Origin of the sequence: Methylobacterium oxalidis (assembly GCF_007992195.1) — a bacterium.
Classification (GTDB): domain Bacteria; phylum Pseudomonadota; class Alphaproteobacteria; order Rhizobiales; family Beijerinckiaceae; genus Methylobacterium; species Methylobacterium oxalidis.
In genome coordinates this window covers 1-12,545 of record NZ_BJZU01000058.1, presented here as the reverse complement: position 1 = coordinate 12,545, position 12,545 = coordinate 1, and the positions used below count along the sequence as shown (strand labels likewise).

The 12,545-nt window shown below is 74.3% G+C and carries 11 protein-coding genes; 4 read left to right on the top strand and 7 right to left on the bottom strand.

What is annotated here, in order from left to right:
• Positions 1-60: 60 nt before the first annotated feature.
• The 3 genes from MOX02_RS14850 to MOX02_RS14840 form a co-directional block, all read right to left on the bottom strand.
• The gene (locus MOX02_RS14850) at positions 61-3,306 is read right to left on the bottom strand and encodes an ATP-binding protein (protein WP_147026573.1); all 3,246 of its coding nucleotides are present in this window, start codon (positions 3,304-3,306) and stop codon (positions 61-63) included.
• Between the two features lie 63 nt (positions 3,307-3,369).
• Positions 3,370-4,683, bottom strand: coding sequence for an O-antigen ligase family protein (locus tag MOX02_RS14845; protein WP_238179240.1), 1,314 nt, complete (start codon positions 4,681-4,683; stop codon positions 3,370-3,372).
• A 384-nt stretch (positions 4,684-5,067) separates the two neighbouring features.
• Entirely contained in the window at positions 5,068-6,069 is a 1,002-nt protein-coding gene (locus MOX02_RS14840; RefSeq protein ID WP_147026570.1) for a CobW family GTP-binding protein, read from the bottom strand.
• Positions 6,070-6,203: 134 nt separating this feature from the next.
• On the opposite strand from MOX02_RS14840, the gene MOX02_RS14835 reads away from it, so the two are divergent.
• On the top strand, positions 6,204-6,989 hold the full coding sequence (locus tag MOX02_RS14835; RefSeq protein WP_373866746.1) for a DJ-1/PfpI family protein: 786 nt from the start codon (positions 6,204-6,206) through the stop codon (positions 6,987-6,989).
• Positions 6,990-7,002: 13 nt separating this feature from the next.
• Here the strand turns inward: MOX02_RS14835 and MOX02_RS14830 are convergent, their stop codons facing one another.
• A complete protein-coding gene (locus tag MOX02_RS14830) occupies positions 7,003-7,899 on the bottom strand; it encodes a LysR family transcriptional regulator (RefSeq protein WP_147026569.1) in 897 nt (298 codons plus the stop codon).
• Positions 7,900-8,013: 114 nt separating this feature from the next.
• On the opposite strand from MOX02_RS14830, the gene MOX02_RS14825 reads away from it, so the two are divergent.
• The gene (locus tag MOX02_RS14825; RefSeq protein WP_147026568.1) at positions 8,014-8,460 is read left to right on the top strand and encodes a DMT family transporter; all 447 of its coding nucleotides are present in this window, start codon (positions 8,014-8,016) and stop codon (positions 8,458-8,460) included.
• 11 nt (positions 8,461-8,471) lie between these two features.
• On the opposite strand, the gene MOX02_RS14820 is transcribed toward MOX02_RS14825, so the two are convergent.
• Complete coding sequence (locus MOX02_RS14820; protein WP_373866745.1) at positions 8,472-8,810, bottom strand: winged helix-turn-helix transcriptional regulator; 339 nt, start codon at positions 8,808-8,810, stop codon at positions 8,472-8,474.
• Positions 8,811-8,955: 145 nt separating this feature from the next.
• Between MOX02_RS14820 and MOX02_RS14815 the strand changes: the two genes are divergently transcribed.
• Both MOX02_RS14815 and MOX02_RS14810 read left to right on the top strand, forming a co-directional pair.
• The gene (locus MOX02_RS14815) at positions 8,956-9,573 is read left to right on the top strand and encodes an FMN-dependent NADH-azoreductase (RefSeq protein ID WP_147026566.1); all 618 of its coding nucleotides are present in this window, start codon (positions 8,956-8,958) and stop codon (positions 9,571-9,573) included.
• A gap of 76 nt (positions 9,574-9,649) precedes the next feature.
• Entirely contained in the window at positions 9,650-10,543 is an 894-nt protein-coding gene (locus MOX02_RS14810) for a dihydrodipicolinate synthase family protein (protein WP_147026565.1), read from the top strand.
• Between the two features lie 98 nt (positions 10,544-10,641).
• Here the strand turns inward: MOX02_RS14810 and MOX02_RS14805 are convergent, their stop codons facing one another.
• Together MOX02_RS14805 and MOX02_RS14800 are read right to left on the bottom strand one after the other, a co-directional pair.
• Positions 10,642-11,109, bottom strand: a complete 468-nt coding sequence (locus MOX02_RS14805; protein WP_147026564.1) for a secondary thiamine-phosphate synthase enzyme YjbQ — start codon at positions 11,107-11,109, stop codon at positions 10,642-10,644.
• Positions 11,106-12,545, bottom strand: a 1,440-nt coding sequence (locus MOX02_RS14800) for a cisplatin damage response ATP-dependent DNA ligase (RefSeq protein WP_147026563.1), incomplete at its 5' end; no start/stop codon positions are given. The genes MOX02_RS14805 and MOX02_RS14800, both read right to left, overlap by 4 nt.

The following is a 12,545-nucleotide window of genomic DNA, read 5'->3' as shown; positions in this document are numbered from 1 at the left end:
CGGGAGAGGTGGGAGGCGCAGGCCCCCTCTCCCGGACGGGAGAGGTGGGGTGGCGTCGCGTCAGGCCGCCTCCTGCAGCTCGCGGATCGTCGCGAGCGTCGCGGAGCGCAGGGTCTCCAGGCGGCGCAGGGGCACGGCGAGGTCGGCGCCGGAATTGGCCGCCGCCTCGATCTCCCGGCAGAGCACGGAGAGGCCCGTGAAGCCGAGCACGCCCGCCGCCGAGACCATGGCGTGGGCGTCGTGGGCGATCTGGGTGCGGTCGGTCTCGCCGGGGCGGAAGCGCTCGCCGAGCTCGCCCGCGAGCAGCGACAGCAGGCTCTGGAGGCGGGCCGCCCCGATCGTCTCCTCCAGCGCGGTGAGCGCGGTGCGGTCGAGGCTCGCCGCCTCGGCGGGCTCCGCCTCGGCGGCGCGCCGGTCGGGCCCGGCCCAGCGGGCGATGGTGGCGAACAGGTCGGCCCGGCGGAACGGCTTGCCGACATGGTCGTCCATGCCGGCCTCGCGCAGGGCGGCGATCTGCTGGGGCAGGACGTTGGCGGTCATCGCGACGATCGGCACGCCGCGGGCCGGCGAGGCGAGCGCGCGGATCCGGCGCGTGGCCGCGAGCCCGTCCATGCCGGGCATCTGCACGTCCATGAGGACGAGGTCGTAGCCCGTGCCGCCGGCGGCCTCCGCCTCGACGGCCGCCACGGCCTCCGCGCCGTCGCCCGCCACCTCCACCGCGAAGCCCTCCGCCTCCAGCACGGAGCGGGCGAGCTCCTGGTTGAGCGGCACGTCCTCCACGAGGAGGATGCGCAGCGGGACGCCCTCGCGGGCGGGCGCCTCGCGGGCGGCGCGGGGCGCCGTCTCGGCCGGGGCCGCCTCGGCGCGGGGCAGCGCCAGGGTGAACCAGAAGGTGGAGCCCGCCCCCTCGGCGCTGACGACGCCGATCTCGCCGCCCATCAGCGTGACGATGTGCCGGCAGATCACGAGGCCGAGGCCGGTGCCGCCGAAGCGGCGGCTGATCGAGCCGTCGACCTGGCTGAAGCGCTTGAACAGGCGGTCCTGGTGCTGCGGCGCGATGCCGATGCCCGTGTCCGTCACCTCGAAGCGCAGGCCCTCGCCCGCCGGCCCCGAGCCCGCGTGGCGGACGTTGAGGGCGACGGAGCCCGCGGGCGTGAACTTCACCGCGTTGTTGAGGAGGTTGAGCAGGACCTGCCGCAGGCGCTGGGGATCGCCGAGGACGTAGTGCGGCAGGGCCGGATCGATGTGGGCCTCGATCCTCAGGCCCGACCTGAGGGCGCTGCCTCTCACGATCGAGACGGTGCTGTCGATGAGCGGCAGCAGCGGGAACGGGACCGGGTCGAGGCTGAGCTGCCCGGCCTCGATCTTCGAGAAGTCGAGGATGTCGTTGACCACGGTGAGGAGCGCCGCGCCCGAATCCTGCACGAGCTCCAGGCGGCGCCGGCTCTCGGCGGTGAGGTTCGGCTCGTCGAGCAGGAGGTCGGCGTAGCCGAGGATGCCGTTGAGGGGCGTGCGGATCTCGTGGCTCATGGCCGCGAGGAACTCGCTCTTCGAGGCGCTCGCCCGCTCGGCCTCCGCGGTGGCCGCGCGCAGGGCCGCCTCCGCGCTCTTGCGCTCGGTGATGTCGATGTGCAGCCCGACCATGCGGTAGGGCTGGTCGTCCGTGCCGAACAGGGTGCGGCCGCGGGCGTAGATCCAGCGCCCGCCGACCCGGTACTCGGTGGCGTAGGTGGTGCGGGTGTCGATGGCCCGGCGCACCGTCTCCCAGGCCTCGGGCGCGTCGTCGGCGTGCAGCAGGCCGGTCCACTCCGCGGTGGTGATGCCCCGTGCCTCCCCGGCCTCGGGCAGGCCGTACATGCGCAGGCTCTCCGGCGACAGGACGCTGACGCCGGTGCGCATGTCCCAGTCCCAGGTCCCGGCATCGGCCGCCTCGAGGGCGATGTGGAGGAGGTCCTGCGCCTCCTCCTCGGCGATCCGGGCGGTGACGATGTCGTCGATGTCGAGAGCCGTGCCGAGCCACTCGATCACGGAGCGCTCCTCCCCGTGCTGGTGCACGGGCGTCATCGCGAGCTTGTGCCAGCGGTAGGTGCCGTCGTGCCGGCGCAGGCGCCACTGCCCGGTGAAGCCCTCGCCCGTGGCGACCGCCCGCCGCCACGCGGCCTCGAGGTCCGAGGCGTCCTCGGGGTGGTTGCGGGCGATCCGCTCGGCCCGGCCCGTGCCGATCGGTCCGTAATAGGCCGTGAAGCAGGGGTTGACGTAGGTCGCCTCCCCGTCCGCCGAGCGCATGGTCCAGACGAGGAGCGGCAGCGTGTCGGCGAGGCTGCGGTAGCGGATGTCGCTGCGGCGCAGATCGGCCTCCGCCCGGCGCCGCTCGGTCACGTCGATCATGATGCCGAACAGGCTGGCCGTCGCGCCGGCCTCGTCCCGGCCGCAGGTGCCGCGCACGACCACGTTGCGGCAGGTCCCGTCCGGCCGCAGCAGCCGCGCCTCGAACTCGAACTCGGCGCCCGCCGCGACCGCCCCGTCCACGAGGGCGACGAGGCCGGCCCGATCGTCCGGGTGGTAGAGCTCGGCGAAGACCGAGAGGCGGGGCGCCGGACTCCCCGGCGCGCGGCCGGTGATCCGGTAGAGCCCCTCCGACCAGATCGGCTGCCCGTCGGCGAGGTCCACCCGCCAGTGGCCGATATGGGCGAGCTGCTCGGCCATGGTGAGGAGTCGGTTCGCCTCGGCCTGGACCTGCTCCCTGCGCTCGATCTCGGCGGCCTGCGCGGTGATGGTCGCCTCGTGGGCGCGGCGGGCCTCGGCCTCGACGCGGTGCCGGGCGTTCGCCCCGTGCAGGCGCAGATGCGCGACCACGACGCGGGCGAGGTCGGCGAGGGCCTCGGCGTCGGCCTCGGAGAAGGCGCGGGGCTCGGGGTCGAGCAGGCACAGGGCGCCGACCCGGATGCCCTCCGCGAGGACGAGGGGCGCGCCCGCGTAGAAGCCGAAGCTGCCCTCGCGGGCGATGGCCAGGTCCGCGAACCGCGGGTCCCGGCGCAGGTCCGAGGCGACCAGCACCGCGTCGGTCCGGATCGTGTGGTTGCACAGGCTCGCCTCGCGGGGCAGCTCCGGCGGCACCAGGGCGCAGACCGTCTTCAGCCACATCCGGTCGGCGTCGACCAGGGAGACGAAGGCGGCGCGGACCCCGAACAGCCGCTCGGCGGTGCGGCAGACGGCCTCGACGTGCTCCTCGGGCGGCGTGTCGAGGACCTGCAGGTCGCGCAGGGCCGCGAGGCGCCTCGCCTCGTCGTGCAGCCTCGTCTCCACCGTCTCGCCCCGAATCACGCTGAACTCCGATCGCACGATCTGTGCCCCGGCCCGTGGCGAAAATCAGCACACACGCGTGCGAGAACCGCGTTCTGCGAGCCAGCGCAGGCGCGCCGCCTCGAGCGCCCAGACCATGCCGAGCATCATGTAGACGTGGCGCCACTTCTCGATGTCGATCTGCAGGGCCTGCAGGAAGAACATCAGGAGGGCGGGCCAGACGATCTGCGCGTGCGCCCGGCAGGGCGAATCGGCGCGCATCAGGCGGAAGCCCACGAAGGCGGTGGTGAGGACGAGGCCGAGGAAGGCGGCGCCGCCGAGCCAGCCGCCGTTGGCGAAGCTGCCGAGGTAGGAATTGTGCGGCTCCAGCCCGAAGGTGAGGCGCCAGTGCATCGGCCCCATCCCCATCGGCAGGCCGAGCAGCATGGTGAGGCCGCGGATCTGGTTGCCGAAGCGGCCGGTCTCGCCCTCGTCGTAGGACTGGGTCATCGAGGCGCGCACCTCGAACATCTGCGCCACGTGGTCGACGGAGAGGAGCGCCAGGATCGCCACGACGCCGAGGATCGCGGTGAGGAGCGTCAGGCCGACGATGCGGCGGCGCAGGGCCGGCGCGCCCGCGTAGACGGAGGCGACCATCACGGCCACGGCGACGGCGCTGCCGCCCCAGGAGCCGCGGGAGAAGGACAGGAAGATGCCCGCCAGGATGACGAGGAGCCCCGCCAGCGACAGGACCGGCCGGCGCAGGCGCCCGGTGAGCAGGCCGTGCATCAGGTAGAGGGCGCCGAGGGTCAGGAAGGAGCCGAACACGTTCGGGTCCTGGAAGGTGCCCGACGCCCGGCCGTACTTGTAGAACAGGTCCTCGATGCCGAGGAGATCGAGATACCCGACGATGCCGAGGCCGGCCGAGAACACGCAGCTCGCCGTGTAGGCCTTGAGGGCGAGCTCCATGCGCGCGGCGGTCTCGTCCGAGAACAGCATCGCGAAGAACAGGCAGGTCCCGACGAGGTAGGCGAGCTGGATCGTCCAGGTGCGGGGCACCGCCTCGTCGAGATAGGGGATCAGCGCCGCGACGATCGCCGCGAGGTAGAGCAGGAGCAGGCCCGCGAGCGGCACGACCGCCCGGTGCAGCCGCAGCCCGAGGCAGGCCCAGAGCAGGATCGTCGGCACGGCGACCATGTCGTAGGGCGAGGTCTCCGAGAAGGCGAAGCAGGCGAAGAAGATGAAGGACGCGAGCAGCGCGGCGGCGAGGCCGCGCAGCGCCCGCAGGACCGGCACGCCGGCCCAGGCGCCGGGGGTAAGAGCCCCGGCCGGGAGAGCCCCGGTGCCGGGAGGGCCGGCGAGGATCGCGCCGGCGGCCGGCGGGGCGAGGGTGGACGCCATGGGGCACGCGACTCCGCGGGCCCGATACGCCGGCCCGGCTCTGTCGGGAGCCTGCCCGGAAAGGGTTGATATTCGGCTGACGGGCGGGGCGTCGTCCGGAGCCGCCGGCGAAGGACGGGTCCGGCCGGCCCCTCCCGCGAGAACCCCGCCCGCCCGATCGGCTTTTCCCGGCGAGATCGATTGCCGCAACCGGGAACCGTTCGGGCCCGCCGGAAGCCGAGCTGCAGGGCGCAGCGTAGGCATCTTCAGGCCGGCATGAGCCCCGACGAACCGGCTTGGCCGCACGGACACGGCGAGACGGCCGGTCGCATCCGCGGGCCTGATCGGGGCGCGACGTCGCTCGGCCCCGCCGATGCCTGGCCGGGCCGGCTCACCGCGACAGCGTCAGGCCCGGCAGGCCAGGAAGCCCGCGCGGATCGCCTCGGCGTCGAGGTTGCGGCCGATGAAGACGACGCGGGAGACGCGGGCCTCGTCGGCCCCCCAGTCGCCCTGCAGGTCGCCGTCGAGGATCATGTGGACGCCCTGGAAGACGAAGCGCTTCGGCTCGTTCGGGAAGGCGACGATGCCCTTGCAGCGCAGGATGTCGGGGCCCTGCTCCTGGGTCAGGTTCGAGATCCAGGGCATGAACGTCTCGGGATCGACCGCGCCCTCCACCTTCGCGGAGACCGACTGCATGTCGGCGTCGTGGTGATGGTGGTGCCCCTCCTCCAGGAACTCGGGCTCCACGTCGAGGATGCGGCCGAGGTCGAACGCGTTGCGCTCCAGCACCGCCTCGAGCGGCACCGCGCAGTTCCGGGTGCGGTGGAGCTGGGCGTAGGGGTTGATGGCGCGGATCTCGCCCTCCACCCGGTCGAGATCGGCGGGCGTGACGAGGTCGGACTTGTTGAGCAGGATCACGTCCGCGAAGGCGATCTGGTTCTTGGCCTCGGGCGCGTCCCTGAGGCGGTCGGAGAGCCACTTGGCGTCGGCCACCGTCACCACCGCGTCGAGGCGGGCGGCGTCGCCGACGTCCTGGTCGACGAAGAAGGTCTGGGCGACCGGGGCCGGGTCGGCGAGGCCGGTGGTCTCGACGATGATCGCGTCGAACTTGCCGCGCCGCTTCACCAGGCCGTCCATGATGCGGATCAGGTCGCCGCGCACGGTGCAGCAGACGCAGCCGTTGTTCATCTCGAACACCTCCTCGTCGGCGCCCACCACGAGGTCGTTGTCGATGCCGATCTCGCCGAACTCGTTGACGATGACGGCGTAGCGCTTGCCGTGATTCTCCGTGAGGATCCGGTTGAGGAGCGTGGTCTTGCCGGCCCCGAGGTAGCCGGTGAGCACGGTCACGGGGATCTTGGCGTTCTCGGCCGAGGGCTCGATGGTGTCGGTCGCGGCGTCGGGCATGGCGGCTCTTCGGTGCGGGCGGCGCCCCCCCCCCTGAGGGCGGGCTGGGTCGGGCTGTTATATTGTGTCAGCCCGTCCGGATGGAAGGCGTGCCGGGCCTCGCCCCAAGGAGCTTGCCAGGGAGCTTGCCCGTGATCAGCCGACGCGCCGCCGCCGCCCTCCTCGCCGCCGGGGGCCTCCTCCTTCCGCGGGCGGCCCGGAGCCTCGCCGGGCCCGAGCCCGCCCCGCCGCCGGACGGGAGGCCGGTGCGCGTCGCGATGCTGCTGTTTCCCGGCATGACCGCCCTCGACGTGATCGGCCCGCAGGCGCTGCTCTCCGGCCTCGCCCCCGGCAGCCTGCACCTCGTCGCCGCCTCGGCCGGGCCGGTCGCCAGCGACACCGGCGTGAGCCTCGTGGCCACGACCGGGTTCGCCGGCTGCCCGGACGCGCTCGACCTGCTCATGGTGCCGGGCGGCGACGGCACGCCGGCCCAGATGCGGGATGCGGCGACGCTCGGCTTCCTGCGGGAGCGGGCGGCCCGCGCCCGCTGGGTCGCGAGCGTGTGCACGGGCTCCCTGATCCTCGGCGCGGCAGGCCTGCTGCGGGGCTACCGCGCGACCTCGCACTGGTGCGTGCGCGACCGGGTGCTGCCGCTCCTCGGCGCGGTGCCGGTGGCGGAGCGCGTGGTGTTCGACCGCGACCGCGCCACCGCCGCCGGGGTCTCGGCCGGGCTCGACCTCGCGCTGGCCCTCGCGGCGCGCCTGCGGGGGGAGGACTACGCGCGCACGGCCCAGCTCGTGGCCGAGTACGCGCCCGCGCCCCCCTTCCGGGCCGGCACGCCGGAGGCGGCGGGCCCGGCCGTGACCCAGGCGGCGACGGACATCCTCGCCACCCTCGCGGCGGAATCCGAGGCCGCCGCGCGGGGCCTCGCCGCTCCCTGAGGCGGGCCCAGGGTCAGCGCCCGGAGAGGAGCGCGTCGCGCTCGCTGATCAGGTGCCCGATCAGGCGCCCGGCGAGCCGGCCGGGCGCCTGCCCCGCCGGCCGCACCAGCACCGTCTCGATGGGCAGGCGCGGCGCGAAGGGCCGCAGCACGAGGGGCAGGCCGGTCAGCGCCCGCGCGGGCACGGGGTCCACGATCGCGACGCCGAGCCCCTCGGCCACGAGGCCGCAGCGGGCGGCCGTGTACTGGGCCGCGAGCGCGAAGCGGGGCGCGAGGCCGGCCTGCGCGAAGGCCGCCTCCACCGCCTCCTGGAAGGCGCCGGCGGCGCCCGCGATCAGGGGCTCGTCCGCGAGGTCCCGGACCCCGATCCGGCGCTTCTCCGCGAGGCGGTGCCCCCGCGGCAGCGCGCAGACCGCGTCCACCGCGAGGAAGGGCTCCTCGGCGACCCCGGCATGGCCCCGGCGCGGGCGCACGAGGCCGATGTCGCACTGCCCCGAGGCGGCCCAGGCCCAGATCGTGTCCGGGCCGGGCACGTGGACGGCGACGCGGGCGCCCGGCGCTTCGGCGATCAGGCGCCGGATCGCCCGCGGTAGCAGGCCGGCGGCGAGCGCGGGCTGGCAGGCCACGCGCAGCGGCCCGGTGCCGAGCTCCCGGATCTGGGCCGCCGCGTGGCGGAGATGGTCGAGGCCCGCGTAGGTCCGCTCGACCTCGCGGGCGAACGCCTCCCCCTCCCGCGTCGGCAGCGCGCTGCCGTGCCCGCGCACGAACAGGGGAAAGCCGAGATCGGCCTCGAGCCGGGCGATGGCGCGGCTGACATGGGGCTGGCCGAGGCCGAGGGCGGCCGCCGCCCGCGTCATCCCGCCGTGGCGCAGCACGGCGCGGAACAGGTCGATATGGGCGGGGTTCATCATGCCCGATCCGCATGGACTCAGAGGGAACGGGCATTTGACGGCATGGCTTCGCGATGGTGTCAATGCGCTCCGCGCCGCCCCGGCGCGCCGCCACCCGCGCGAGGGCCCGATCCGATGCTCAACGCCCTGTTCCCCCTCGGCCTCGCCGCGCTCGCGGGCGCCAGCATCGTCGTCCAGCAGGTGCTGAACGCGAACCTGCGCGCTGCCCTGAACTCGGCCGCGTGGTCGGGCTTCGTGAGCTACGCGGTCGGGGTCGCCTGCATGGCGCTGCTGGCGCTCGCGCTGCGCGACCCCCTCCCCCCGGCGAGCCTCGCGGCGCGCATCCCGTGGTGGGCCTGGAGCGGCGGCCTGTTCGGCGCGATCTTCATCGGGCTCGCCATCGTGCTGGTGCCGCAACTCGGCGCGGCGACCTTCATCGGCCTCCTCGTAACCGGGCAGATGCTCGCCTCCGTGGCCTTCGACCATTTCGGCTGGCTCGGCCTCGCCCAGCGCTCCCTCGATCTGCCGCGCCTCCTCGGGATCGCGCTCCTCATCGGCGGCGTCGTGCTGATCCGGCGCTGACCGGCGCCCCTTCAGGGGTCGCCCGCCCGCGTCCCGGCCGCGCCCGCGTCGTAGCGGGCCTGCGCGGCGTCGATCTGCGCCATGTGGGCGAAGGCCCAGGACCCGAGCGCCTGCACCGGCTCGGCCAGGGAATGGCCGAGCGCGGTCAGCTCGTAATCGACCCGCGGGGGGATGGAGGGCGTCACGGTGCGGGTCACGAGCCCATCGCGCTCCAGGTTGCGCAAGGTCAGGGTCAGCATCCGCTGCGAGATGCCGCCGATATCGCGCTTGAGCTCGCTGAAGCGCCGCGAGCGATCGCGGATGAGCATGATGACGAGCACGCTCCACTTGTCTCCGATGCGGGAGAGCACCTGGGATACTTTCCGACAGTCGGACGAACTGTGATCACGGACTTCAGTCACACCCGTGTAACCTTCGTAACAAGAATGTGCCGTCTTGCGGCGGTTCGGCGAACCCTTACCCTAATTCGGTATCGAAAAGGAACCGAGTCACCCGATGAAACTGCTTCACGTCGACACCAGCATCCTCGCCGACGCCTCCGTCTCGCGCGAGCTGACGGCCCTCGTCGTCCGGACCCTCACGGAGGGCGGGGGCGCCGAGGTGGTCCACCGCGACCTCGGGCGCGAGAGCCTGCCCCATCTCACCGTGGCGGGCCTGCCGAGCGCGCACCCGCTCGCCGCCGCGGCGGGGCCGCTCGGGCCGGAGGCGCAGGCCGTCCGCGACGCCGGCGACGCCGCTTTGGAGGAGTTCCTCGCCGCCGACACGGTGGTGATCGGCGCGCCCATGTACAATTTCACCGTGCCCTCGCAGCTCAAGGCCTGGATCGACCGCCTCGTCGTCCCCGGCAAGACCTTCCGCTACGGCGCGGGCGGCGCGGAGGGGCTTGCCGGCGGCAAGCGCGTCATCGTCGCCCTCGCCCGCGGCGGCTTCTACGGGCGCGAGACGGCGGCGGCCTCGGCCGAGCACGCGGAGAGCTACCTGCGCACGGTCCTGGCCTTCATGGGCATCACCGACCCCACCTTCATCGTGGCCGAGGGCCTCGCGACGGGCGAGCACACCAAGGCGCAGGCGGTGGCCTCGGCGCGCGGCGCCGTCCTCCAGCTCGCGGCCTGAGCGGAGGGGACGCGCCGCGGGACGTGACGGGGCGGCCTCGTTCGGGCATGAGGGGGCGCATTCGAGAGGCCGCCCCATGACCCTCCTGACGGGACTCTCCGCCTTCCCGATCACGCCCGCCGACGCGGAGGGCCGGGTCGATCCCGGCGCCCTGCGGGTGCTGCTCGCCCGCCTCGTCGGCTCGGGCGTCGACTCGATCGGCCTCCTCGGCAGCACCGGGACCTACGCCTACCTGTCGCGCGCCGAGCGCCGCCGGGCGCTGGAGACCGCCCTCGACGCGACGGCGGGCCGGGTGCCGCTCCTCGTCGGGGTCGGCGCGCTGCGGACCGACGAGGCCGTGCGGCTCGCGCAGGACGCGAAGGGTATGGGCGCCGCCGCGGGCCTCCTCGCGCCGGTCTCCTACACGCCGCTGACGGACGACGAGGTGTTCGAGCACTTCGCGACCGTCGCGCGCGAGAGCGGCCTGCCGCTCTGCATCTACGACAACCCGGGCACCACGCATTTCCGGTTCGGCCCCGACCTCGTCGGGCGCCTCGCCCGCGTCCCCGGCATCGTCGCCGTGAAGAGCCCCGCCCCGGAGCCGGAGGGCGTCGCGGCCCATCTCGCGGCGCTGCGGGCCGCCGTGCCGGAAGGCTTCCCCCTCGGCTACAGCGGGGACTGGCACGCGGCTGAGGCGCTGATCGCGGGCGGGGACGCGTGGTACAGCGTCGTCGCCGGGCTCTTCCCGGAGGCCGGCCTCGCCATCCTCCGGGCCGTGCGGGCGGGCGATGCCGCCGAGGCGCGGCGGCTCGACGCGCGGATGCGGCCGCTCTGGGACCTGTTCCGGGCGTTCTCCAGCCTGCGGGTGGTCTACGCCTGCGCCGACCTCATGGGGCTCTGCCACGCCGCGCCCCCGCGCCCGATCCTGCCGCTCCCCGAGGCGGCACGGCAGCGGGTCGCCGGCGCGCTGCGGGCGCTCGATCTGAGCTAGCCGGGCGAACGATCAGAAGGCCAGCCAGGCCGCGCGGCTCCCCCGGATGAACGCTGCCCGGGGGCCCCCGACCCTGCTCGCGACGCGCCCGAACCCTCTCACGCCCCGACCGCCGCCAGCGCGATCTCCCGGCGGTGCGGCCGGTCGCGGTGCTCGATCAGGTAGATGCCCTGCCACGTCCCCAGCGCGAGCCGGCCGCCGATGACCGGGATCGTCAGGCTCGCGTCCGTCAGCAGGGTGCGGATGTGGGCCGGCATGTCGTCCGGCCCCTCCGCGCCGTGGACGTAGCCGGCGTGGCGCGGGGCGAGATGGTCGAGGGCCGTCATCAGGTCGGTGCGGACGTCCGGGTCGGCGTTCTCCTGGATCGTCAGGGAGGCCGAGGTGTGGCGGCAGAACACCGTGACGAACCCGTCCGTCACGCCGCTGCGGGCGAGGAAGCCGGCGACGGCGTCCGTGACGTCCGTGAAGCCGGGACCGGGCGTGGCGACGGTGAGCGTCGCACCGGCCCGCCGCCGGACCTCGCCTGCCGAGAAACCCTCGATGCTCCCGATCCGGCCCCGGCTCATGTCCCCTCCCCGGTCAGGCCCGCGCCCGGCGCGATCTCGCGCTCGCCGCGGGCCAGGATGCGCTCCAGAAGCTCGATCCGGTCCGCCTCGGCCGGCGGCTTGTCCCAGCGGATGCGGCTGACGCGGGGGAACCGCATGGCGACCCCGGATTTGTGCCGCGTCGAGCGCTGCACGCCCTCGAAGGCGATCTCCAGGACGAGGCCCGCGTCCGGGCCGTAGGCGACCTCGCGCACGGGGCCGAAGCGCTTGGTGGTGTGGTTGCGGACGTAGCGGTCGAGCTTCATCAGCTCGGCATCCGTGAAGCCGTGATAGGCCTTGCCCACCGGCACCAGCTCCGCGCCGCCCTCCGGCCGGTCCCGCCAGACGCCGAACGTGTAGTCCGAGTAGTAGGACGAGCGCTTCCCGTGGCCGCGCTGGGCGTACATCATCACGGCGTCGACGAGGTGGGGCTCGCGCTTCCACTTCCACCAGGGTCCCTTCGGCCGGCCCGGCAGGTAGGCGCTGTTGCGGCGCTTGAGCATCACGCCCTCGATGGCGTCGGCATCCAGGCCCGCGCCGACGGAGGCCGGGTCGGCGCGGGCGGCGGCGAGGGCCTCCCAGGTCGCGAAGGGCACGAGCGGCGAGATGTCGATGCGGGCGTGGTCGAGCCGCGCGACGAAGGTCTCGAGCCGGGCCCGGCGCTCGGCGAAGGGTAGCGGGCGCAGGTCCTCGCCGCCCGCCGCGAGCAGATCGTAGGCCCGCACGTGGGCCGGGAACTCCTCGAGCAGCTTGGCCGTCACCCCCTTCCGGTTGAGGCGCTGCTGCAGCACGTTGAAGCTCTGCACCCGGCCCTCGCGCAGGATCAGGAGTTCCCCGTCGAGGGCGCCCGAGAAGGTGACCGCCTCGGCGAGGTCCGGGAAGGCGCCCGAGATGTCCTCGCCGGTGCGCGAGTAGATGCGGGCGACCTGGCGGCCTTCCCGGTCGCGGCCGCCGACGAGCTGGACGCGGATGCCGTCCCACTTCCACTCGCCCGAGAACGCCTCCGGCTCCAGCCGGTCGAGATCGGCCTCCTCCTCGATCGGGTGGGAGAGCATGGGCGGCCGGAACGGGGCCGGGTTCAGGGTCTCGGGCCGCTCGGCCCGCCCCTCGACCCAGGCGAACAGCGTCGCGTAGGGCGGCTCCAGCCCGTGCCAGACCTCCTCGACCGCGTCGGCCTCGTGGCCACCGAGCGCCCCGACCGCGGTCTTGGCGAGCCGGGCAGAGACGCCGACGCGCAGGTTCCCGGTGACGAGCTTGAGGAGCGCCCAGCGCCCGGTCTCGTCGAGGGCGTCGAGCCAGGTGGCGAGGTGGCGCGGCAGGTCGGCCTTGCGGGTCCGGCCGAGCGTCTCGACCACCTCGGCGAGGCTGGGCACGTGAGGGGGCGGGTTGTTGTGGCCGGGGCCACCCCACCTCTCCCG